This is a genomic window from Acidithiobacillus concretivorus (assembly GCF_018853445.1).
In the GTDB taxonomy this organism is placed as follows: Bacteria; Pseudomonadota; Gammaproteobacteria; order Acidithiobacillales; family Acidithiobacillaceae; genus Acidithiobacillus; species Acidithiobacillus concretivorus.
Genome location: NZ_JABELD010000033.1, coordinates 1 through 24529 on the forward strand (window position 1 = coordinate 1; position 24529 = coordinate 24529).

At 54.5% G+C, this 24529-nt stretch carries 22 protein-coding genes; all 22 read right to left on the reverse strand.

What is annotated here, in order from left to right:
• Positions 1-350: 350 nt before the first annotated feature.
• Positions 351-1943 carry a hypothetical protein gene (locus HJG40_RS04885; RefSeq protein ID WP_215863145.1) on the reverse strand — a complete coding sequence of 531 codons (1593 nt, stop codon included), beginning with the start codon at positions 1941-1943 and terminating at the stop codon, positions 351-353.
• Between the two features lie 58 nt (positions 1944-2001).
• Positions 2002-3825: a TnsD family Tn7-like transposition protein gene (locus HJG40_RS04890; RefSeq protein WP_215863146.1), complete on the reverse strand. Its 1824-nt coding sequence runs from the start codon at positions 3823-3825 to the stop codon at positions 2002-2004.
• Entirely contained in the window at positions 3825-4868 is a 1044-nt protein-coding gene (locus tag HJG40_RS04895; RefSeq protein ID WP_215863147.1) for an AAA family ATPase, read from the reverse strand. The genes HJG40_RS04890 and HJG40_RS04895 overlap by 1 nt, the downstream gene beginning before the upstream one ends.
• 11 nt (positions 4869-4879) lie before the next feature.
• Positions 4880-5329: an AAA family ATPase gene (locus HJG40_RS15205; RefSeq protein ID WP_215863148.1), complete on the reverse strand. Its 450-nt coding sequence runs from the start codon at positions 5327-5329 to the stop codon at positions 4880-4882.
• Positions 5330-5392: 63 nt separating this feature from the next.
• A complete protein-coding gene (locus HJG40_RS04905) occupies positions 5393-6217 on the reverse strand; it encodes a hypothetical protein (RefSeq protein WP_215863149.1) in 825 nt (274 codons plus the stop codon).
• Entirely contained in the window at positions 6214-7053 is an 840-nt protein-coding gene (locus tag HJG40_RS04910) for a TnsA endonuclease N-terminal domain-containing protein (protein ID WP_215863150.1), read from the reverse strand. Before HJG40_RS04910 ends, HJG40_RS04905 begins: the two co-directional genes overlap by 4 nt.
• A gap of 141 nt (positions 7054-7194) precedes the next feature.
• A complete protein-coding gene (gene glmS, locus HJG40_RS04915) occupies positions 7195-9042 on the reverse strand; it encodes a glutamine--fructose-6-phosphate transaminase (isomerizing) (RefSeq protein WP_215863151.1) in 1848 nt (615 codons plus the stop codon).
• A 151-nt stretch (positions 9043-9193) separates the two neighbouring features.
• Positions 9194-10567 (reverse strand): bifunctional UDP-N-acetylglucosamine diphosphorylase/glucosamine-1-phosphate N-acetyltransferase GlmU, encoded by a 1374-nt coding sequence (glmU, locus tag HJG40_RS04920; protein WP_215863163.1) that lies wholly within the window; start codon positions 10565-10567, stop codon positions 9194-9196.
• A gap of 102 nt (positions 10568-10669) precedes the next feature.
• Positions 10670-11095 carry a F0F1 ATP synthase subunit epsilon gene (locus HJG40_RS04925; RefSeq protein WP_215863152.1) on the reverse strand — a complete coding sequence of 142 codons (426 nt, stop codon included), beginning with the start codon at positions 11093-11095 and terminating at the stop codon, positions 10670-10672.
• 3 nt (positions 11096-11098) lie between these two features.
• Positions 11099-12508, reverse strand: a complete 1410-nt coding sequence (atpD, locus tag HJG40_RS04930; protein ID WP_215863153.1) for a F0F1 ATP synthase subunit beta — start codon at positions 12506-12508, stop codon at positions 11099-11101.
• 41 nt (positions 12509-12549) lie between these two features.
• Positions 12550-13416, reverse strand: coding sequence for a F0F1 ATP synthase subunit gamma (gene atpG / locus HJG40_RS04935; RefSeq protein ID WP_215863154.1), 867 nt, complete (start codon positions 13414-13416; stop codon positions 12550-12552).
• Between the two features lie 9 nt (positions 13417-13425).
• A complete protein-coding gene (gene atpA / locus HJG40_RS04940; protein WP_215863155.1) occupies positions 13426-14970 on the reverse strand; it encodes a F0F1 ATP synthase subunit alpha in 1545 nt (514 codons plus the stop codon).
• Between the two features lie 18 nt (positions 14971-14988).
• A complete protein-coding gene (locus HJG40_RS04945) occupies positions 14989-15528 on the reverse strand; it encodes a F0F1 ATP synthase subunit delta (RefSeq protein WP_215863156.1) in 540 nt (179 codons plus the stop codon).
• Positions 15529-15537: 9 nt separating this feature from the next.
• A complete protein-coding gene (atpF, locus tag HJG40_RS04950; protein WP_193650292.1) occupies positions 15538-16017 on the reverse strand; it encodes a F0F1 ATP synthase subunit B in 480 nt (159 codons plus the stop codon).
• Between the two features lie 42 nt (positions 16018-16059).
• The gene (gene atpE, locus HJG40_RS04955) at positions 16060-16314 is read right to left on the reverse strand and encodes a F0F1 ATP synthase subunit C (RefSeq protein WP_009561114.1); all 255 of its coding nucleotides are present in this window, start codon (positions 16312-16314) and stop codon (positions 16060-16062) included.
• 45 nt (positions 16315-16359) lie between these two features.
• The gene (gene atpB, locus HJG40_RS04960; RefSeq protein ID WP_215863157.1) at positions 16360-17109 is read right to left on the reverse strand and encodes a F0F1 ATP synthase subunit A; all 750 of its coding nucleotides are present in this window, start codon (positions 17107-17109) and stop codon (positions 16360-16362) included.
• Between the two features lie 2 nt (positions 17110-17111).
• Complete coding sequence (locus HJG40_RS04965; protein WP_226857190.1) at positions 17112-17510, reverse strand: hypothetical protein; 399 nt, start codon at positions 17508-17510, stop codon at positions 17112-17114.
• A 63-nt stretch (positions 17511-17573) separates the two neighbouring features.
• Positions 17574-18422, reverse strand: a complete 849-nt coding sequence (locus tag HJG40_RS04970) for a ParB/RepB/Spo0J family partition protein (RefSeq protein ID WP_215863158.1) — start codon at positions 18420-18422, stop codon at positions 17574-17576.
• Entirely contained in the window at positions 18419-19180 is a 762-nt protein-coding gene (locus tag HJG40_RS04975; protein ID WP_215863159.1) for a ParA family protein, read from the reverse strand. Before HJG40_RS04975 ends, HJG40_RS04970 begins: the two co-directional genes overlap by 4 nt.
• A 65-nt stretch (positions 19181-19245) precedes the next feature.
• The gene (gene rsmG / locus HJG40_RS04980; protein WP_215863160.1) at positions 19246-19908 is read right to left on the reverse strand and encodes a 16S rRNA (guanine(527)-N(7))-methyltransferase RsmG; all 663 of its coding nucleotides are present in this window, start codon (positions 19906-19908) and stop codon (positions 19246-19248) included.
• Positions 19908-21782 carry a tRNA uridine-5-carboxymethylaminomethyl(34) synthesis enzyme MnmG gene (gene mnmG, locus HJG40_RS04985; protein WP_215863161.1) on the reverse strand — a complete coding sequence of 625 codons (1875 nt, stop codon included), beginning with the start codon at positions 21780-21782 and terminating at the stop codon, positions 19908-19910. Before mnmG ends, rsmG begins: the two co-directional genes overlap by 1 nt.
• Positions 21783-21834: 52 nt before the next feature.
• Positions 21835-24529, reverse strand: a 2695-nt coding sequence (locus HJG40_RS04990) for a DEAD/DEAH box helicase family protein (protein WP_215863162.1), incomplete at its 5' end; no start/stop codon positions are given.

The following is a 24529-nucleotide window of genomic DNA, read 5'->3' on the forward strand; positions in this document are numbered from 1 at the left end:
TATCCGAAGGTTGCAGCATAACCATTACTCAGGGACAATTTGGGGCAGCGCCATTCTGCTGCAATGTTAGAAACCAGACTAGCTTAAACTCTCGCTCTTTTTGTCTTGACTCATGGGTCCACCATAAACCCCAGATTTGAGACAGCAGTTTAAGCTTGTTGTCTAGTCAGGAGGAGACGATGAGCGCAGTAAAGCGGAAAGTGTACGGAGCATCATTTAAGGACAAGGTGGGATGGAGGCGATCCAGGGCCTGAAAGCCATCAACGAGATTGCACAGAAGCAATGTGATAAGTGAATAATAACGCGCCAACAATACAGGTAGCTCCGTGAATCGGAAATTCCGTCAGCATTTAGCAACCGATCCATAGCATGGACTCCAATTTTTTCGACCATTTCCGTACATACTTGTCGTCATCTTGGTTTTCCAGATCCCTCGCGAGTTTTGGAAATCGCATAACTGTGGCATCGTTAGAAATTTCACGCTCTGCACTCTTATCCCAATGATGAGAATTTTCAACCAGTCGATCAAGGAGAATTTTGACGTGCCGTTCCACGTCTGCAAGAACAATCGAACGGTTATAACACAATATTAGCCCTGACAGCCCTCCTGACAAATTTAAATGATCAACATCAAGCAGTACTCTTGGTAATCGCTCAGTGGAAGTGAAGACCGCCACAAGACAAGAGCGACGTCTTTGGGGGGCTATCACATGAAAGCCGGTTTTCAGGGGAACCTGGGCAATGGATAGAGTCAAATCCGGTTTTGATTGCTCTACCAATCGAAGTATTTTGATTAGGAGTTTAAAGTTGCTGGCATCACCTTCTTCAAACGGCTCCAATACAGATACTTCAAGCGGCGGCAATCCTTTCGTGCCCTCACTTTCCCCCATGCTGACTTGCTTAACGCTAATCTTTGGCGGTAGGTCTGGATCAACTATTTGTCCTGCATCGGAGCGCGCATTGCGGAACCGATTTTCATGATCCGAAGCAGAAGTAGATATGCCTCCTGGTCGAGGGGGCTTTCGAACTTTAACCACTTGGGCAGGATTCTCAAACTCCCCTCGCTTACCCCCCAAAAACACAACCGCCTGATTCACATCGTCCTGACTCTGTACCTGATCATCAATAATTCGGTCGATGACATGCACTGGTCGATTTTTACCGGTATCTTCGCTACCACTCTCATCTTCATCATCGGTCACCCCAGAACTGTTTTCACGGGCACGTACAGAAGGATGTGACCAGGAGATCCTCTGCGCTGGCAGAAGCCTGCCCGACATGGCAACAATTTCCAGGACCAACCAGGTATTGTTTTGAAACACAGCACGAAATTCAATAGCGCAGTGATGAACGGGCGGTGGCTCGAACATCAGGCTACGCTGCCCCTGGCTGAGGGATAACACGCTATCCCAGGATTTTCGTCCATCCGGATGAACGGCTGCCCAAGCAAATTCTTGCACGAGTTCTGGACGCATAAAGGCATGCGGCATCGTCATCTGGAATTCCATAAAGATCTCGGAGTAAATCCCCGGTAAGGGCGTAATTGCAAGATCCATCAGCCCCATAGGCTGGAGAATAGCATTGGCCATGACTTTCCCGTGTAAAAACAAAAAACGGATCATCTCCATTGCTGGGATCAGAATAGTGTGGCCTTTGGCAGAATAGCGCAGGACACGATGGTCGCCTCCCAAGTGTCCACCCAAATCATAATGAGTGCGACTGACAGCCTCGGGAAACGGGACAACCAGATAATGAGACAGGTCAGGAATGACGACTTTATATTTTTTCCCTAGTTGGCGCGTAGTCAGAACATTTCCCCGAGAGACAACCAAGCCGGGCATCAAAAATGGCAACATTCCAAAGGGAAGGAGATGGCTAACACTTTCCCCATTATCCGTGTGGAATAATGCATTAACGCACATCGCCCCATTTGATTTTTTCACTATCCCGTTGAGCCAGCGGAGTGTCAGATCTCCTGAATATTAGATAGAGAAGCAATTTTCATAATGCCGCCCGTTCCTCGGCCCGCAAAAGGGATATTTCAACCCTTGCCATTCCACGGGGTGGCAACCCTGCCAAGCGACGGAGCCTCCATACTCTGATCGGTAACCCCTGGAAACATAGCTGGTCAGAAGCCCAATCTATACGACGACACTGAAAGTCCTCCCTACTCTCCACTAAATTTTGTAACAAATCAGCACAAATCGGTAGCTTATCCAGACGTTTCTCCAGCCAGCCCCGTCGCCCTAAAGCGCGCTCCAGTGCGGCGCGAGTCACGGCAATGGGAGGAATCTGGAGTTTCAATCTTTGGGCTTCTCGCTGCAGAATCTCCGCAGTTGCCGCGTCCAGACGCGCCCAATCAATACGAAAACAACACGGGGTCAAACGGACAGGGGCAGGACCTTGAACTTTCAACCAATCCCGATCATGGCGATAGAGCCATGCATATACTGCAGGAATCAGTCTACGCAATGCCTGACGGGTCAGATCTGGACAGGCAGAATGGGCATTCTGCCAAGTATCCCGCATAGCGATGCGATCAATAGGTGGCGATTTCATGCGCATAGGACGCGACTTCCAGGGAGTCTCCAGCCCAAACTTGGTGATGTAATGGAGCACGGTATTTGCGTCCACGCATAGCTCTTTGGCCAACTTGCGTAGACTGGTAGGCGTCCTGGTCAATTCCCGCAGTCGATGCTCAAACAATGGACCTCGATCAAGCACCCTGATTCTACTGCCAGCATCTACAACCACGCTGTAGGTATAGCCACAATTACAACGAAATACCCCTATCGTTTTCCTATGGTCATCATGCAAGTGACAATCAGAAACCACAGATTGACCAAAATGATTGGCCAATGGGTTGCGGCACAGCCAGGGTCCAGCACCAAATGGCTTAACATCCGAATTGCGCGGGTAAGCGTCTATCAACAGCTGTAAAAGGATATGGTGTAACGCTGCAAAACTTTTACGGTGCTTGCGTGTGATTGACTCAAGCCATCCATCAGGAACAGCTTCCTGAAGTATTTCCATAACCTGGTGGAAGCGCGCTAAGTAAGCATCCTGTATGGCAGGCTGATCAATTTGAGATGTGCCTCGACCAAAACCCCGTGTTTGCAGGGAAAGCCGATATTGTTGGCCCCAATCCTGAAGGGGTTGCGGCTTGGGGGGGCCGGAGAGAATGTGAGCGCTGTCTAATGCAATTTGTTGCAGCAGCCCTACGATTGCTTTCTGCTCTTGCCAAATAGGCGTTGATGGGTGAGCGGGGCAATTGTCTTCATCTGCTGCTATGAATTCATGCTGCCCTGTTTTAGCCAAAATAACATGGCTATCTGCGAGAGCTACAGCATGGATGTGGCAAACCAGCACCCCGGGAAGCTGATGATCGCGAACCCAATATAGCTCACCCAATTTTTCCAGCATCTCAGTGCGGCAAATTGGACAATAACGTAGCACAGATGGCAAATGCACGCGGCTAGCGGCGAGGCCAAGCTTCGTATAGACCGCGTCGGCCTTCCCATTGTCCCCACATACGACTGCCAATGACCAGTCACGAACCTCCGCCGGTTGAAAAGCCGTAAGATAGGGCAGTAGAGTTGTATTATGGGCTAACTGCACGGATGTCAGATGCCGATTGGGCGGTAAACACTTTGCAAACCGATTCAAATCCGTTTGCAAAAAGGCTCCTGCTCGCGTTTTGTGGCTCCCAAAAAATTCCATCATGCCCTGTTTTGAGCTGCACCATCCTCCATGCCGATAGGTGCGAGCTAAAATGCTGTAAAGCAATTCACTTGGATAGAAGGATGGCAAATAGGCAAGCATCATTACAAACCAAATTTTGGCACTCTTACAATGCCAGTAGCTATTAGGGCTTCCTCAGCGCTTTGCCCAGCTTCTTGACCTTTCAGGACGATATCGGAAAGAAGACATGCCTTGTCCTGAATGGATGTGGTTTTTCGCGACTTCGATTTTCGCTTCTTTTTATCATCAGGCTTATGATCCCTGAGTAACTCGGAGACATGGCCGACAAGATCCATAACGGAGGCATTGGGGTATAAATTTCGTACTTTGGTAGACATCAAGGTGGCAATATCTTCCGCCAAGCCTGCCATAATAAGTGCACTGATCAACGCATCTGATTGATCACTGGGTTCTAAATTCTCCTCCAAAGTGGGTACAAATGTAGAGATTGAGTTTGTTTGCAATAATGCCTCCTGAAAAATCTGGGAAACATGATTTTCCAGTGGCCTCAGATCGTCGTATCTACTGATCTCATGCTGATTCTTAGCTTTTAATGCCCGCATCATTGGTTCAACCATTTTAAAATGCTGAGCGGCCGTCTCTTTCAATAACTGTGCATCCAAAATCTCCGGTGTATCTCGAAAAGAACTCTGCTCCATCAATTTAAACTGTGCCAGCATGAACAATTTGATTAACAGGTCAATGACGCCCTGGCTTTCCTCATAAAGGACATGACGGATTTCATCGGTGAGAGGCGTTTCTTGTCGTGTCCATTGGTACTTCCACAACACATCAACAAAATGATCCCACGCAGGACCAGGCTGCATGCGCTCCCATACTGCACAACCCAAACCATTCGCACGGCGGGCTTGTCTAAAACTCCCCTGAAAAAGCGGTAATGCACCCATTGTCCCGATCATAACGATCGGAATGCCAATCGTATTGATTAAAGTAACCAGGAAATTTAACACCGCATCCTGCCCTACACCTTTAGCCAGAATCAAGTGCTGAATCTCGTCAATAACCAACGCGCCGAGTGCATGCCGATTAGCCAGTTGTGCCAGTTGTGCCAGTTGTGCCAGTTGTGCCAGTTGTGCCATTTGTGCCATTTGTGCCATTTGTGCCATTTGTGCCATCATCAAATCAACAGAGTGCGGCTTCTGCCAAATTGGGCAAAAGTGCGGGTGCCCAGGATCATATCAAGCTCCTGGAAAAAATGGATGCAGAGCTGCTTCGGTGAACCCTGGTGAGGACAGTCGAGCTTGAGCCAGACGACTTGCTGTAGACTGAAGGGTTCCTGATGCTCGATAACTTGTGGATAATAACTCAGTATTCGGTTTATCCCTGTGCTTTTCCCTGCTCCTGAAGTGCCGATCAGCGCGAAACCTTCTGCTGTACTCCGAACATAATGACGACCTGCTTCAAGATTACGGGCTAGTATGCGCTCATGCCCATCCTGAAGCCTGTGGATGTAATCGGTGTTCAGTGGATTGCGGCTGACATAACCCTGACGCAACAAGGTTGAAAAGGCTGACTCCAGGCGCAGATGTGGTTCGAGCGGTTCGAAAAAACGGCGTAGTCGGTACACGCAATTAATTCTAATTTGCAGTAGAAATAGAGTTAATTATGTATTCCCATCCCGCGATGGATTTCACGCGAGTATGATCTTCCTCAAGGGCATGTCCTTGTCGTAAATACGAGAGGAGACTCTGCGTCGTTTAAGATCAAAAATATCATTATCTTTATGATACCAGTACCGAAATTGCCACCAACTGGGGGCGTCCGGACGTAACACCCATTCCTGCCGCCCAATATCAGGGTCAACCACAGGATCAGAAAAGTAGGTTCGCAACATGGCGTAGTAACATTCAGTCAGCTCAAAAACTGGATGCATGCCATAAAATTTGGTTACCGCCGCTTTGAAAATGCTGCGCATTTCTGAAGTAACGTTGACGGAAAACTCATTGTTCTTAGGCGGCCGTCCGCGACGCTTTCCTGTAGCAACCCGCTCGCGACCTGAGGCCCCGGAGTTGGCATAGTCAGGGAGCATTGCATTCGGTGTCATACCTCGCTGCCAGTAACGTCGTAGCAAACGTAACAAGCTGTGTCGGCTTTCCCCATTGGCCAAGACAGTTTGGGCAATCATTTGCCCACGCTTGCGAAGATCAAACACATCCGGTTGCTGATTAAGCAATGGGACAATACGGGCATAGCGCTCGGAGCGCTTGTTCCGTTGGCTGGTGGAAAGTTGATCTTCATTCACCGTAAGGAAAAAAGGATCCTCAGTACATTGCAGGACACTGTACTGTTCAATCAGACGAGTTATATCTTCATGGCGCCGATAGAAAGGATTAGCATTCGAGGCATGTATATCGATACAGACATAACCGGGACCTTCAGCGTCGAGCCATAAAATGCGCTCCACATGCCCGTCCTCAACGAATTTAATCAGTTGGTTGAGATTTAGAAAGGTCATGCCTGTGTCTCTTGATGCTCAGAAAGTGCCAAACGGAAATTCCCCATCGTGAGTTGGTCATTCAGTTTCAGCGTATTCATGTCACAAAGGATCGCCTTGCAGGCAAGAAGATGGCGAAACAACATCAAATTATCGCCGCTCCGTAAACCAAAGCGAGTATCCATGTCTTCACAGAACTGGTGAAGTAACATCCAGGGTGATTTGCCGATTTGGGCCAACATTCTTCTGGCGCTGTCCTGGTATAACCCTGAGTGAGTTTCAAAAAGGTCGTTCAGTTGATAGAAACTATGAATCCATTCGATATTTCGGATAAGCTGCGACGGGAGGACTGATGGTGTCACAATGCACCAACCCACCCCTTTGTTTTCCCAGTAAATTCTTTCAATTTCTAACTTGTCTATAGTTCGGGAATGATCCAGATCCTTACCGGACTTCACGGCATAAGCCATTTGAATTTGCCTGCCATCTTTCCAGACATCAACAAGGAAATCCGTAGTCATGACCATCGCCGTTGACACCCCTGGAAAGCGAGGGTGTGGAATGCCGCACGATTCGGCAATTTGTGCGGTCAATGATCGGTCTAAGGGAAACTGTTCACGGATATCAGTGACCGAATCTTCCCAATCCAGTAAATAGAAAAGGCTGCGTTCAATATCGGAGAGGAGATGGTGTGTGCGTCCAGTATGAATACCGCGAAGACGCGTACTCCGCCCCATTGATGGTACATCTTGAACTGTAAGCCAAGGTTTATACGCTGCTCCGACACCCTTACCGCGTCCGTCCTTTTCAAGCAGAGCAATACGAGGTTCGTCAATTACATAACGGCGCCTAGCCATGGAGTTTCCCCAAGAAATCCCAGCCCAGGCTTCAAGTTACGCTTTCCTTTTAAGACCCGCAAGGTTCAGGAGTAAACTTTATTACCCAAGAGCAAACTATATTACCCGCGAACAACAGCATCCATAAAAACACCTACCACATCACTCCACGGTAACTGCCTTGGCCAGATTACGGGGGCGGTCCACATCGGTGCCTTTTACCAGTGCGGCATGATAGGCCAGAAGCTGCACTGGAATGACGTGTACCACCGGTGAAAGCAGACCGGTGTGACGGGGCAGGCGCATGACGTGAATACCCGCGCTGGCGCTGAAGTGACTGTCGGCATCAGCGAACACATACAACTCGCCCCCTCGGGCATGAACTTCCTGCATATTTGCAGCGACTTTTTCCAGCAAACGGTCATTGGGGGCAATGACCACGACGGGCATATTACTGTCCACCAAAGCCAGTGGGCCATGTTTGAGCTCCCCTGCAGGATAGGCTTCGGCGTGAATGTAGGAGATTTCCTTGAGCTTGAGGGCACCTTCCAGGGCGATGGGATAATGCAGTCCACGACCCAGAAAAAGCGCATGCTCCTTACCCGCAAAACGCGCTGCCCAACTCTGAATTTGTGGTTCCAGATTCAGGGCATGCTGGACACTGCCGGGTAGCTGGCGGAGAGCCTCCAGATGGGTGGCCTGGGTATCTGCATCCAGTTTGCCCTGCGCCTTGGCCAGAGAAATCGCCAGTAAATACAAAGCGACCAGTTGGGTCGTAAAAGCCTTGGTGGAAGCCACCCCGATTTCCGGGCCGGCACGGGTCAGAAATCGCAGTGCCGAGGCTCTGGGGATGGCGCTTTCAGCCACATTGCAAATGGACAGGGTATAGCCGTGGCCCAGCTCCTTGGCCCGTTTCAGGGCCTCAAACGTATCCAGCGTTTCACCCGACTGGGATAGGGTCACAATGAGCTGGCGCGGGTTGGGAATGGAGTCGCGGTAGCGGTATTCATGGCCGAGCTCTGCCTGAGCGGGAATCCCCGCAATGCTCTCCAGCCATTGCCGTCCCACCAGGGTCGCGTAATGACTGGTGCCAGACGCCAGAAACAGGACACTGTTCACATCCTTGAAAATGGCTTCTGCCTGCGCTCCCCACAAATCGCCCAGATTCAACTGACTGTTCAACGCCCCTTCCAGGGTATCCGCCAAGGCCCGGGGCTGCTCGTGGATTTCTTTTTGCATAAAATGCCGGTACGGTCCCAAATCGACAGCGGCGGCACTCAATTCGCTCCAATGTTCTTCACGTTTCTGAGGCTGACCCGCCTGATCGGTAATCGTCAGCTTGTCCCGCTCCAACAAGGCTACGTCACCGTCCTCCAGATACAGCACGCGGCGGGTCACAGGTAACAGGGCGGCCACGTCCGAAGCGAAATAATGGCCTTCATCCGCAATCCCCAGCAACAGGGGGCAACCCATCCGCGCCACACAAAGCCGGTCCGGGTCTGCAAGCGACAAAACAGCAATGGCATAAGCGCCGCGCAATTCCGCCACGGTTTGCCGTACCGCTGTCAACAAATCAGGCGCCGTCTGTCGATAGAAATGGACCAGATGGGCAATGACTTCTGTATCCGTTTCGGAAGTAAATACATAACCTGACTGTTCCAGACGGGCACGCAGGGCATGAAAATTTTCGATAATACCGTTGTGCACAACCGCAATTTGTTCATGAGACAACATGGGATGGGCATTACATTCTGCCACCCCCCCATGCGTCGCCCAACGGGTGTGACCAATACCCAGCATGCCTTGCAAATCCCGCTCGCTGGTTGCCGCTGTCAATTCCGCCACCCGGCCCACGCTCCGCACGCGCTCCAGGCTTGGCTGCTGTCCTGGAACCTGCTGGAGCATCGCCAAGCCCGCCGAATCGTAGCCGCGATATTCCAGGCGCCGTAAACCTTCAAGAATCATGGGCACCAAATCCGTCTTACTGACACCACCGACAATACCGCACATAAACTATGTCTCCCGAAGACGAGGGCCTTGCTGCCCGTACTGAATTTATCCTGACATCAGCCACCGGCTGGTTGATTTTCTTTTTTACCCGCTGTGCTGCCTTAAACCATGCGCCAGCCCGCCCCTTTCGCCAGGAACAGACCTGCTGCCGTCAGGTTTTCTTGATCTTCCGCTGCGGGCGTTGCCAATCCGGAATGGAACGCTGGGGACTGCGGCTGAGGGTCAAGCCACCGGCAGGCACATTCTTGGTGATAGTGCTTCCGGCACCAATAGTGGCGCCGTCACCCACACTGACTGGCGCAATCAACTGCGTCGCGGAACCGACAAACACATCATTACCGATCACGGTCTTGTGCTTATTTACCCCATCATAATTGCAGGTGATGCTGCCGGCACCCACATTAACCCCAGAACCGATTTCCGAGTCACCAATATAGGTCAGATGATTAGCTTTGGAACCATTGCCAATGGTCGAGGCTTTCACTTCCACATAATTACCAATATGTGCCGCCACGCCAATATCACTGCCCGGACGCACTCTGGCGAACGGGCCGATCCGTGCACTCGCGCCTATACGGGCACCTTCGAGCACACTGTAGGGCAGAATTTCGACATCGTCTCCAATTTCCACATCCTTAAGAACCACGCCCATTCCGACGCGCACCCGATCCCCCAGACGCACCTTGCCGATACACAGAACATTGGGATCCATCCAGCAATCCTGACCGCATTCCAGAGTACCGCGAATATCCACACGCTCCGGATCCGCCAGGCGCAGCCCCTGAACCTGCAAATGACGCACCTGCCGACGCTGGTAAATTCTCTCCAGCGTTGCAAGCTGAACCGGGTCATTGACGCCCAGGGCTTCGCTGGCATCGCTAAAAGTAAAAGGCCAAACCTCGAGATGGCTGCTCCGGGCTGCTGCAACCACATCCGTCAAATACAACTCACCTTGAGCATTATTGGCCGACAAATCGGATAACCAATGCTGCAGCGAAGCCACCGGCAATATCATCATGCCCAGATTCACTTCCTGGATAGTATGCTCTGTAGTGCTGCAGTCTTTTTGTTCGCGAATGGCCTGCACCTGGCCTTGGGCGTCGCGGACAATGCGACCGTAACCCTGCGCTTGTTCAAAAATAGCGGTACTCAGTCCTAGAGCGTTTTGCGGAGTTTTTGCCAAAAATGCGCGCAAGGTATCGGCAGTGAGCAAGGGAACATCACCGTACAGTACCAGCACCCGGTCGGCAGCCTGCAGACCAGGTAAAGCCGCTTTCAGCGCATCGCCGGTGCCACGTTGCGCCTGCTGATGCCACCACTGCAGCGGCCAGTTGCGGAAATGTTTTTGTACCAGTTCAGCGCCATTGCCAATCACCACATGCAAGTGTCGCGGCTGCAAACTCTGCGCCGTATCCAGAACATGCTCCAGTAAAGGCTTGCCTCCCAAAGCCTGCAACACCTTGGGCTGGGCAGAACGCATGCGGGTACCCTGACCGGCCGCCAACACGACAATATCGGTAATCACCTGATCCATGTTTTCTTCCTCAAAACGCACAAACCCCAGTCACCATGAGCGACCGGGGTTTATGAAACCTGCCCAAAGACAGGAGCATCGCTGCTTTCGAAACTAGCGCAGCAGGCCTTGCTCGCGCAAGCGCTGAACTGCTTTCAAACGGGCAATCTGAGCCAATAGTTCACCCTGAGCTGCCGCATAATCCATCTGATCCAGATTACTGGCCAGACGCGCCTCAGCAGCCTGTTTGGCGGCAAGCGCCTTGGCTTCGTCAATATCCGTAGCCCGTTCTGCCGAATCCGCCAGAACCGTTACCACGTCTGGCTGGATTTCGAGCATGCCGCCGTTTACGAACAAATATTCGGTGTGTTCACCGTTAATGATCCGTAACTCGCCGGGACGTAATCCGGTCAGCAAGGGAGCGTGGCGAGGCAAAATACCCAACTCACCCATTTCACCGGGGGCCACCACCATCGTGGCAATCCCTTCGTAAATACTCCCTTCAGCACTGACGACCCGCACATCAATGGTCATGGCCATACCTTATCCCTGTTGCAGCTTTTGCGCCTTGGCAATCGCTTCATCAATAGTACCTACCATGTAAAAAGCCTGTTCCGGCAGATGATCATATTCACCGGCAACAATAGCCTTGAACCCACGAATGGTATCTTTCAGTGAAGCATAGGTACCGGGGCTACCCGTAAATACTTCCGCCACGAAGAAGGGCTGGGACAGGAAGCGCTGAATTTTACGAGCGCGCGAAACCAGCAACTTGTCATCTTCAGAAAGTTCATCCATACCCAGAATGGCGATGATGTCTTGCAGTTCCTTGTAGCGCTGCAGGGTCTTCTGGCAGGAACGTGCCACGTCATAGTGTTCCTGACCGACAATGGCTGGGTCCAGCTGACGACTGAAGGAGTCCAGAGGATCCAGAGCGGGGTAAATACCCAGTTCGGCAATCTGGCGGGACAACACCACCGTCGCGTCCAAGTGGGCAAAGGTCGTGGCCGGGGACGGATCGGTGAGATCGTCGGCAGGCACATAAACCGCCTGTACCGAAGTGATGGAACCCACCTTGGTAGAGGTAATGCGTTCTTGCAACTTGCCCATTTCTTCAGCCAGCGTTGGCTGATAACCCACTGCCGAAGGCATACGCCCGAGCAGCGCGGATACTTCCGTACCCGCCAGGGTGTAACGGAAGATATTGTCAATGAACATCAGAATATCGCGGCCTTCATCACGGAAATGTTCCGCCATGGTCAAACCGGTCAGGCCGACGCGCAAACGGTTGCCGGGCGGCTCATTCATCTGGCCATAGCACAGGGCTACCTTGTCAAGCACGCCAGAGTCGGTCATTTCGTGATAGAAGTCATTCCCTTCGCGGGTTCTTTCACCCACGCCGGCAAACACGGAATAACCGGTATGCTCAATGGCGATATTCCGGATCAATTCCATCATGAGCACGGTTTTACCAACCCCGGCACCACCAAAGAGACCGACCTTACCGCCCTTGGCGAAAGGGCATACCAGATCGATAACCTTGATGCCGGTTTCCAGCACTTCCGTGCTGGCTGCCAGTTCATCAAAATTGGGGGCGGGACGGTGGATGGCCTTGCGTTCTTCCGTCTGTACCGGACCCTTACCATCGACAGGATCGCCCAGGACGTCCATGATCCGCCCCAAAGTGCCATGACCAACGGGGACGCTGATGGGGGCACCCGTACGGGTAACCGCCAGTCCACGCTTCAGGCCTTCGCTGGGTCCCATGGCAATACCGCGTGCCACGCCATCGCCCAACTGCGCCTGAATTTCAATGGTGAGATTTTTTTCCGTGATGATCACGGCTTCCATGATCTCCGGGACCTGCCCGCGAGGAAAGGCGACATCGATCACCGGTCCGATCACCTGGACAATGTGGCCGACGGCATTATCTTTAGCTACCGCTTCGCTCATGATTTAACCCTCAAAAAATCCAAAAATGCTGTGCTTAATCGTCAAACCGCCGCCGCTCCGGCGCTGATTTCGGCGATTTCCTGTGTAATGGCTGCCTGACGGGCCTTGTTGTAAGCCAACTGCAGATCGCCCACCATCCGTTTGGCGTTGTCCGAGGCATTTTTCATGGCCACCATACGCGCGCTTTGTTCGCAGGCCAGATGCTCAATGACCGCCTGATAAACGACAGACTCCACATAGCGATGCATCAGTTTGTCGAGAACCGGGCGAGCCTCCGGCTCATAAATGTAATCCCACATCTCCGCCGGTTTTTCGGTAGGCAGTTCCGGCTTGGCCACCGGCAACAATTGCTCCAGAGTGGCGCGTTGCAGCATGGTATTGACGAAGCGGGAAGAGACCATATAAACCACATCGACCTCACCCTTGGCGTAAGCATCGGCCATGGCTTTGATCGGTCCGATCATGTCCGCAAGATTAGGCTTGTCTCCCAGTCCGTTCAGTTCAGCGACCAGATGCGCGCCATGACGACGCAAAAAACCGAGCCCCTTGTTACCCATAACCGCGAGATCAGAACTGACGCCCTGTTCATGCAGGTCGTGCATTTTATGCACAACCTGCCGCAGCACATTGACATTCAACGCGCCACAGAGCCCACGATCCGTGGTAACAACCAGAAATCCGGCCCTTTTAATAGGCCGAACCTGCATCAAGGGATGTTCATACTCCGGGTGTGCCAGCGCCAGATGGCCCAGTACCTCACGAATTTTCTCCGCATAGGGCCGGGCAGCGCGCATCCGTTCTTGCGCGCGCCGCATCTTGCTTGCAGCCACCATTTCCATGGCGCGGGTGATCTTGCGCGTATTTTTTACGCTCTTGATCTGACCGCGAATTTCCTTGGCATTGGCCATGCTGCTCTCCTAGTACGTCGAACTGGACTTGAACTGCTTGACTGCTGCGTCGAGCTGCTTTTTGAAGTCATCGGTAAGCTCTTTTTTCTCTTCGAGCCCAGCCATCAAGTCCTTATTATTGCTGTGCAGATAAGCCAGCAAGGCCTTCTCAAAAGGCCGCACCTTGGCTACTTCCACGTCATCCAGTGCACCGCTGCTGGCGGCAAACAGGGCCACAGCCTGTTCTGCGACCGACATAGGTGAGAACTGATCCTGTTTCAGCAGTTCAGTAACCCGCTTACCCCGTTCAATTTGTTTGCGGGTAATTTCATCCAGATCAGAAGCAAACTGGGCGAAAGCCGCCAGTTCACGATACTGCGCCAGATCCAGACGAATACCACCGCCCAGCTTCTTGATGATCTTGGTCTGGGCAGCACCACCGACACGCGATACGGACAAGCCGGCGTTAATGGCGGGGCGGATACCGGAGTTGAACAAATCGGTTTCCAGATAAATCTGACCGTCGGTGATGGAAATCACGTTGGTCGGCACGAAAGCAGAAACGTCACCGGCCTGCGTTTCAATGATGGGCAACGCGGTCAAGGAACCGGTCTTACCCTTCACTTCGCCATTGGTGAATTTTTCTACAAAATCAGCGTTGACGCGTGCAGCGCGCTCCAGCAAACGGGAGTGCAGGTAGAACACATCGCCCGGATACGCCTCGCGACCCGGAGGACGGCGCAGCAACAGGGAAATCTGCCGGTAAGCCCAGGCCTGCTTGGTCAGATCGTCATACACAATCAATGCGTCCATGCCGCGATCGCGGAAATACTCACCCATCGTGCAGCCGGAATAAGGCGCCAGATACTGCATGGCCGCTGATTCGGAAGCGTTGGCGGCGATGACCGTGGTGTATTCCATAGCGCCGTATTCTTCCAGTTTACGGACCACCCCGGCTACGGTTGAAGCCTTCTGCCCCACCGCAACGTAAATGCAGTAAACACCCTTGCCTTTCTGGTTAATGATGGCATCCACTGCCACAGCCGTCTTGCCGGTCTGGCGGTCACCAATGATCAGTTCGCGCTGTCCGCGTCCCACCGGTACCATGGCATCAATGGATTTGACGCCGGTCTGCATGGGCTCGTCCACACTTTGACGATCCACCACGCCGGGTGCGATTTTTTCGAGAACGTCAAATTCCTTGGCATCTACCGGGCCTTTGCCGTCAATGGGCTGCCCCAGGGCATTGACCACACGACCCAGCAATTCCTTGCCGATAGGAATCTGCATGACCTTGCCGGTGCATTTAACAATGCCACCTTCTTCAAGACCAGAGAATTCTCCCAGCACCACGGCACCGACATTATCCTGCTCCAGATTCATGGCCAGCGCGAAGCGCCCGCCGGGGAGTTCGAGCATTTCGCCGTACATGACGTCTTCCAGACCGTGAATGCGCAGGATACCGTCGCTCAGGCTGATGATAGTGCCCTGGGAGCGCGTCTCGACACGGCCTTCAAAGCCAGCGATGCGTGCGCGGATCAGGTCACTGATTTCCGATGGATTCAGTTGTTGCATACTTTGTTCCTCAAGACTTTAGCTGCGAAGGGTTCGGGCAAGTTGCTGCACTTGTCCACGCACGGAAGCATCTATGGTGAGATCACCCGTATGAATTACGAGACCGCCAATCAGCGAAGCATCTACCGACTCACGAAAGGCGACTTTGCGACCGCTGAAACGCTGTTCCAGCGCCGCCTGAACCGAGCTTTTCTGCTGCGCGTCCATAGTCACCGCACTGGTTACCAGAACGTCGATAATGCCTTCGTCATGGCGCATGGCTTCATCAAAGAGCACCGCAATTTGTGTTGCTGCTGCCCAGCGATCGTTGTGCACCAGCAGCGTCAGAAAGGCCTGCCAGCCCGACTGCTCCAGCGTGACGGGAGCGGCGGCGAGTAAAGCCACCTTATCCGCTTCCGGGCGTTCGGGGTCACTCAAAAATGCTTGGGCCTGGTCGTCTGCAACCATGGCTGTGAGCACTCGCAAAGCGTCTGCCCAAGCCTGTTGCTGACCTGACTCTTTAGCCAGCCCGTATAGCGCCTCGGCGTAGGGTCGCGCCACCGTGATCAGATCTGCCATTTCAGATCCTCACAGTTGACCGACCATACGGTCGATGATGTCGCGATGGGCGTTCTGATCAATTTCACGATGCAAAATACGCTGGGTGCCGTCGACCACCAGCTCTACTACCTGACCACGCAGCACTTCACGGGCCCGGTTGGTTTCCACATCGATTTCCGCACGGGCTCCGGCAATAATCCGGTCTGCTTCCTCGCGGGCCTTGACCTGAGCTTCTTCGCGCAGCTCTACACCACGACGCTCGGCGTTGGCAATAATTTCTGCCGCCTTGTCCTTGGCCTCCCGCAGCATTTCTGCAGCGCGTTTTTGGGCCAGGGCCATTTCTTCCTTACCACGTTCAGCAGCGGCCAAACCATCAGCGATTTTCGCGCGGCGGGCGTCCATTACCTTACGCAGAGGACCATACATATACTTGTACAACAACGCCACCAAAATGACGAAGGTGATCAGCTGTATGATCAGTGTTCCATTGATACCTACTGGATTCATGACTACCTCACTTGCAAGAGGGCCGGATCAACCGGGCCCGCATCAGCCCAGGAACGGGTTGGCGAAGAGGAACCAGAAACCGAAAGCCAGAATGATGAAGGGGAAAGATTCCATCAAGCCGGCAAAAATGAAGGTATTTACCAACAACTGGGGACGCATTTCGGGTTGACGGGTAATGCCTTCAATGGTCTTGGAGGTAATCAGACCCCAGCCAATGGCGGAACCCAGTCCAGCGGCGCCAAAAATAATACCCACAGCAATGGCTGTAGCAGCTACGATAATGGTGTGTGCGTCCATGATAACTCCTTACAAGTGTCGCAAAAGTGAAATATAAAAACTGTATTAATGATCCTGCATATTCGCCATGCCGAGGTAAACCACGGTCAACACGGTGAAAATAAATGCCTGCAAGATAATGATCAAACTTTCAAATAGGGACCAGACCGTACCCATTACCAGCTCACCCCACCAGGGCAACATGGCCAGGAGCAAAAATACCAGTTCGCCCGCAAACATATTGCCGAACAGTCGCAGGCCGAGGCTTAACGGCTTGGTGATTTCTTCAATCAGGGACATGATGATGTTCATCGGTGCCAGCCAAATACCGAAGGGATGGGTCAGGTAGGTCTTAAAGTAGCTGAAACCTTTCACCCGCAAATTGGTAGCAATCATCACCAAAAATACCGTGATGGAAACGCCCAAGGTGGTGTTGAGGTTTACGGTAGGGGTTACCCGAAATTCCTGAATACCAAACCAGTGCGCAATAATGCTGGGCAAATAGGCAGGAATGACATCCATACTGTTCATCAGCAGGATCCACAAAAATACCGTGATGGCCATGGGTGCAATCAAGGGGTCCTTGACCGGGAAACTGCCCTGAACCAGATCATCAATAAAATCGACGACGCCTTCCAGCCAGTTCTGCATGCCGCTGGGGGTGCTGGTTTGCAATTTTGCGCCGACTACCATGCCGGTAATGACCAGAATGGCAGCCATGATCCAGCCCATGACAATGGTGTCCAGATCAAACGTCCAGAAACCGGAACCAATGGTCCAGTTGACGAGATGATGGGCGATATCGCCTGAAGCCACACTTAACTCCTTTGCCTGATACGTTCCCGCATCAGAAATGCCAAAAATACGAAATGGGCCAGCAAAAACCCGGCAACCAGCCCGATAACAGGCAGATGCAGCCAGAAAATTGCCAAGATGAGACCCAGAATGGTGATGATCCAGCGCTGCAACACCGCCCCACCCAACCGCCGTGCGGCAAGATGCGTAGAAGCGGGGAGCGCGATCAGGCGACCACCCAGGATGAGCATGTTGATTACGCTCAAAAATGCCGCAAATAGCAGTGCGTAGGCTTCTTGTCGTCCCCAGCGCCATGCCAGCAAGGCAGCCAGAAACAGGGCTAACGTCAATACCGTCGCAGTGACTCGCCCCACGTAGGACGAGAAGTGCACCATGCCCATTTGTTTTTCTTGCTCTTTCAATGGGCAAAACTCAAATACAGGCGGAGTCTAAACACGCAGGTGCCCAGCGTCAAGAGTGATCCATCAGCTTTCGTCGTCATTGAGCGATACGCCCAGACGTTTCAGGAGCATGGCCTCTTGCTCCGGGCTTTCCCAGCGAATGCGCAATTCACCCGCCTGGCCACGGAAACGCAAGTCCACGCCAAGCCCCAGGCTGGATTGAATCAGCGCTAGCAGTGCGGCTGTGTTGGGGTCTGGTTGCGGGAGGGGTGCTGGCGGATTCAGGTCTTTTTGAGCCAGCTTTTCGGTGGCGCGGACGCTCAGGTTTTCCTGGACCACTTTTTCTGCCAGAACCTGTTGCCGTTCGTCACTGAGGGTTAACAACGCGCGGGCATGCCCGGCACTTAGGGCACCACTTTCCACATGCCGATGCAACGCGGGGCAAAGACGCAAGAGCCGTAACTGGTTACTGATGGCCGCCCGCGAACGACCCAGCGTTCCGGCCAGTGCTTCGTGGCTGAGGCCAAACTCATCCAGCAAGCGCTGCAGGGCCTGAGCTTCTTCGAGCGGATTCAGATCCTGACGCTGTATATTTTCGATGATACCGATGGCCAGAGCCTGCTCATCACCACAATCGCGGACTACCGCAGGAATTTGGGTTAAACCCGCGAGTTGTGCGGCACGCCAGCGGCGCTCGCCAGCAATGATTTCATAGCGACCGCCCCCCACGGCGCGCACCACAATGGGTTGCACTACCCCCTGATGGCGTATGGACTCCGCCAATTCCTGCAAGGAAGACTCCGCAATCATTCCGCGCGGTTGATAACGGCCACGCTGGAGCAGATCGACCGGGATTTCCCGCATGGACCCGGTGCCCGAATCTTCATTGGCAAACAGTGCATCAAGACCTCGACCCAAACCCACTCGCTTCATTTTATCCCCTCCCGTTGCAGGAATTCTTTGGCCAAACCCTGATAGGCCAGGGAACCCGCGCAGGAAGGATCGTATTCCAGGGCCGCGCGGCCAAAGCTGGGCGCTTCGGCAAGGCGAATATTGCGGGGGATAACCGTTTGATAGAGCTTATCCGGAAAATGCCGCTCCAACTCCTGACCGACCTCCGAGGAAAGACGGTTGCGGTTGTCGAACATGGTCCGCAATAGCCCATCCACTTCCAGATTGGGGTTCAGCTGGGCGCGCACCCGCCGGACGGTATTCAGCAACTGCGTGAGGCCTTCCAGGGCATAATATTCACATTGCATGGGAATCAGCACACGGTTTGCCGCTACCAGGGCATTGATGGTCAGCATATTCAGGGCTGGCGGGCAATCAATGAGGGCATAATCAAAGTCCGACGCCTCGGCCAAAGCTCTTTTCAGATGCTGCTCACGATCTGCGCGCGGGTAGATTTCCACCTCGGCCCCGGCCAAATCGGGGCTGGAGGGAGCGAGAAAAAGTCCGGCAGGGGATACTTCGTGCAGCACAGCGCAAAGCGGTAATTCCCCCAGCAACACGTGATATATGCTGCCTGCCGCATTACCCACCTGACCCAACCCGGTGCTGGCATTGGCTTGTGGGTCCAGATCAACCAGCAGCACCCGCTTGCCCGTCTGGACAAGTCCAGCAGCCAGATTGACGGCCGTCGTGGTTTTTCCTACACCACCTTTCTGATTAGCAACAGCAACGATGCGCATGTTTTGGGGTGATTTCCCGGAGTAGTCTACAATCGGGCAAGAATACCCTGTCAGCTCGCGGGGGGCTAGGGCATCCGCACAGGATTCGTCCAAATCAAGAGCTTGCGCAGCGGCGAACCCGGCACTTGCAAGTCATGACAACGCAGCTCCAGCGAAGTCGCACGCGGCCAATCGGCCAGCTCTTCTTCAACACCAGACCCCTTCAGGGCCAATACGCTACGCTGCGATCCCTGCAGATGTATGGTCATTGCATCCAGGCGCGCAAGGGGGGCGGTGGCACGGCTGATGATAATATCTGGCAAATTTTCGGGCTGGTAGTTTTCGCTGGTGGTGGGGACCACCTGAACATGGCGCTGGCCGAGCTCGGCCAGCACACTGCGTAAAAAAGCCACGCGCTTGCTGGCGGGCTCCACCAGCGTAAATGCCTGATCGGGTCGGCAAATGGCCAAGGGGATTCCCGGCAAACCCGCACCACTGCCAATATCTGCCACCCGCCCGGCACCCAGAAAAGGCAGCACGGCAAGACTATCCAGCAGATGACGGGAAATCATTTCGAGCGGGTCGCGCACGGCGGTCAGATTGTGGGTAGTGTTCCAACGCTGGAGGAGTAGCACATACTGAATCAGCAACTGGCGCTGATCGGGATGAACGGAATCCAGTTGCATGGCCGCAAGCCCGGTGTCGAGGGCCTCGGCCAGTTGTTCTGGCAGGGCAGAAGCGGGCGGCATCAGCCTGCCTGCAGCAAGCTGCGGCGTTTCACGTGAATCAACAACAGCGATACGGCTGCCGGGGTGACGCCCGGAATGCGGCTGGCCAGACCAATGGTTTGCGGACGCTGGCGACTCAGGCGTTGCCTGACTTCCGTGGATAACCCGCGTACTGAGGCATAATCCATGTCCTCGGGAATGGTCATGCCCTCCCAGCGGACGGCGCGCTCAATTTCGTCCTGCTGCCTGGCAATGTAACCCGAATATTTGCATTCAATTTCCAACTGTTCGCTGACGCGTGGGTCTGTACAAACCGGAATGTCCAGAGCCGTCGTCAGGTTAGCGTAATCCCAATCCGGACGACGCAACAACTCCAGCGCTGTCACGTCCCGATTCAGGGCCTGGCCCACATGCGCGGCAACCCGCTCCGCTGCTGCGTCTTCGGGACGAATGCGCAAATTCTGGAAACGCGCGCGCTCGGCTTCCAGATCATCCTGCTTGCGGCTGAAGGCTGCCCAGCGCGCATCATCCACCAACCCCAGTTCGTGTCCCTGCGGGGTCAGGCGCATATCCGCATTATCTTCACGCAATTGCAGGCGATATTCGGCGCGGCTGGTAAACATCCGATAAGGTTCATCCAGCCCCCGGGTAACCAGGTCGTCCACCATCACGCCCAAATATGCTTCGTGACGTCCCGGCACCCAGGCAGCCTCTGACCGCGCCCGACGTGCGGCATTAAGGCCCGCCAGCAGGCCCTGCGCGGCGGCTTCTTCATAGCCGGTGGTACCATTAATCTGACCGGCACAAAAAAGTCCGGGCAGACGCTGGCTTTCGAGGCTGGCGTGCAGATCACGCGGATCGAGAAAATCGTATTCAATGGCATAACCGGGACGCAGCAAAACGGCATTTTCCAGACCGCGCATGCTCCGCACCAAATCCACCTGCACGGGAAAAGGCAGACTGGTGGAAATGCCGTTGGGATAAACTTCGTGCGTATCCAGTCCTTCAGGTTCGAGAAATATCTGGTGCGAGGTTTTTTCGGCAAAGCGCACCACCTTGTCCTCAATGGAAGGACAATAGCGCGGCCCTACGGACTGAATATGCCCGCCATACATGGCCGACTGGTGCAAATTGGCGGCAATGATTTCATGGGTGCGGGCATTGGTATGAGTGATATGGCAAGCGCGCTGAGGCACATTTACCTGCCGGGTCATGAAGGAAAAGGCGGGCAGCGGAGTATCACCGGGCTGGGCTTCAAGCACGCTATAGTCGATGCTGCGTCCATCAATGCGGGGCGGCGTACCGGTTTTTAGACGGGCAACCGGAAAAGCCATTTCCCGCAGGCGCAGGGACAGGGCATTGGACGGCGGATCACCTGCCCGTCCGGCGGCATAATTCTGATCACCCATGTGCACGCGCCCACCGAGAAAGGTCCCGGTGGTCAAAATCACCTGACCCGCACGCAGCTCCAGGCCAGTTTCCGTCCGCACACCGGCCAGCCGATCATTTTCCATTAACAAATCGCCGGCCATGCCCTGAAACAATTGCAAATTGGGAATGTTTTCCAGAAGACGACGCACTGCGCGTTTATACAAACTCCGGTCGGCCTGGGCGCGGGTCGCCCGCACCGCTGGCCCTTTGCTGGCGTTCAGGGTCCGAAACTGGATGCCCGCCTGATCAATGGCGAGGGCCATGATGCCCCCCAGGGCGTCAATTTCCTTGACCAGATGCCCTTTGCCAATACCGCCAATGGCCGGATTACAGGACATCTGCCCAATGGTATCGAGATTCTGGGTCAGGAGCAGAGTGCGCACGCCCAAACGGGCTGCGGCAGCGGCAGCCTCGGTGCCAGCATGACCTCCACCGACGACAATGACATCAAATTCGTTTTGCATCCGCTGATTATCCGCGCCTGGGGGTGGTTTTTGCAATATCCACGACGCTGTGTCAATCCTTCAGTTCAAACCGCAAAAAATCGCTAAGCTGCCGCGACTCGTTAACTTCATTGTGTGGTACAAGCAGATATTTCCATGGTTTGCCGCCGACAGTTGCGGCGTGCTCGGTCGCGTACTCACACCAGCGCACGGCCGCCGCTGCCTTGGCCTGCACCTCGTCGGTTTTCAGGTCGTCCCGCTTCTTGGTCTCGGCCATGACGATCATCGCATCGGTTTCTACCACGAAATCAGGAATGTACTCTGGCTGCTCAATGCCGAGTTTGTAGTAAATCTGGAACTGCCCTTTGGCTGGCTTGAACCACTTCAACGCGTCGCGCTCCAAAATGACGGCGAAGCGGCGCTCCGTGTCCGAGTCGAACTTCTGCAGCGGGTACAAGCACTTGTTAAACCCACCGAATAGCATCTGTTTGATGCGACTCAAGTCCACCACCGTTTCGCGGAAATGGCGCGGGGCTTGGCCTGCCGTGGTCGTGTAGTTGCAGGGCTTGAGCTCCGTGAAACCGCGACTGATCTGCACCTCATAATTGGTTGCCTTCTCCCAGAAGTGCGCCATCATCTGCGCGTGGATTTCCCGCGCGATCAGGCGGCGATCCCGATTCAGCACGCTGACCGCCTCGGATTCCGAGAGGTAGCTCCGCAGGTGCTGCACCATCTGGCCCGCGAAGTCGTAGAGCAGGTCGGCGTGGGTGAAGTAGTCAATGTCGTCAAAGTCCACCAGCGCGTGGACGATGTAGTCCTCCGGCCGTTGCTCCTTCAGGCCGATTTCCGCCGCCAGCGTGAACTGCTCATTGGTGCGCAGCATCTGGCCGACGATCTCGCGCTCGCCCGGTTGCAGGCGAAGCTGGCTCACGTCCAGTGAGAACGAGCGAAAGCCGGTTGTGACCTCACCCTTGGGCACTACGGCGATGCGCGGGATGTCGATGGTCTGCTGCACCATCATCTCCGTGGTCTTCGCCACGACGAATGACAGATCGAGTACCGGTGTCGCATCGTCCGCACCCGCCAGCAGATTGCCCTGCAATGGCTTCAGGCGCTCCGTCACCTCTGCCAGAATTTCCTTTTGAACGTCTGGATTGAGCAGCGCGCCACTGGTTGGCACCCGATCTGGCTTGACCTCGTACTTGCCGATGACGTCCATCACCATGCGCGCCGCCTGCTTCTCGGCTTCGGTGGTGAAGACCGGGGCTGGTGTTGGCGTGACAGCGCCGCCATTGGCGGCTGCCGACGCCGGATCGAGCGCAGGCGTGGCATCCGTCAGTCCGAGGCGGGATGCCGCACCGGAGCCGACCTGCACGCTCACTTTCTTGTCGTCCGCGCTCGGCGCGTCGAGGATGACCTGCTGCAGCCGGATTGGCGAATCGCCACGATTAGCCTCGTCGATGATCTCCTGAAACTTGTCGTGGGCAACGATGCTGAGGCGATCCACCGCCGCCACGCCGGTGCGTTTGCCGTAGGGCAGGCGCAGACCCCGTCCAATGCTTTGTTCGATCAGCGTACGTGCGTTAGCGGCGCGCAGAGGAACGATGGTGTAGAGGTTGGTCACGTCCCAACCCTCCTTGAGCATGTTGACGTGAATCACGATCTCGGTCGGCTCGTCCACGCTCTCCACGGCCAGAAGGCGCGTGACCATCACCTCTTCTTCCGCACCGGTGCGGCTGGAATCGACCTGAATCACCTTGCCCTGGTAGCGCCCCTCGTAGAAAGCCTCGGACTCAATCAGCAACTTGAGCTGCGCGGCGTGCGTGGTATCGCGCGCAATCACCAGCATGAAGGGTTTGACCACCTGCACCCCGTTTGCGCGGGCGTAGGTGAGCAGTTCGACTTTGGTGGTTTCGTGCAGACGCACACCGTCTTCCAGTTTGGTCTTTTCAATTTCCTCCGGCGTGTGCGCCCTGGCGTCGAAGTTGCGCTGGGTGACCACGGCCGGCTCCTTGACGAAGCCATCCTCCATCGCCCGCGCCAGTGGATAGTCCATCACCACATTTCTGAACGGTATCGGCCCACGGCTGGACTCGACGAAGGGCGTCGCCGTCAGCTCCAGCCCGAACAGCGGCTTGAGCTCGTTGATGGAACGCATACCGGCTTGAGCACGGTAGCGGTGCGATTCGTCCATCAGCAGTACGAGGTCAGGCAGGCTCGCCAGATAATTGAAGTAGCTGTCCCCCAGCACCTCTTTCATCCGCTTGATGCGTGGCTCCTTGCCGCCACGCACCTCGGAGTTGATCTTGGAGATGTTGAAAATGTTGATGCGTACCAGTTCATCGACATAGCCCTGCAGTTGCTCGCCAACTGCGCTTCCCGTCTGGTCATAGTTGTCGCCGGTGATGATCAGCGGCGTTTGCTGTGCGAATTCGGCGATGCCCTTGAATACATACTTCGGCGTGTTGCGCGTGAAGTCCGTGATCAGCTTGTTGTAGATCGTGAGATTCGGCGCGAGCACGAAGAAGTTGTTGATGCCGTGCGCCAGATGCAGGTAGGCGATGAAGGCCCCCATCAGCCGCGTCTTGCCCACGCCCGTGGCCAGCGCAAAGCACAGCGACGGGAACTCGCGCTCGAAATCTTCCAGTGTGGCGAACTCGGCCTTCAGGGTGGCCAGCACCGCCGCCACATCCTTGCCATGCTCCAGCAATTCCGGCGCAGCCTCGATGGCGCGCACCAATCGCGTCAGCGACTCGGCCTGAGGCGGG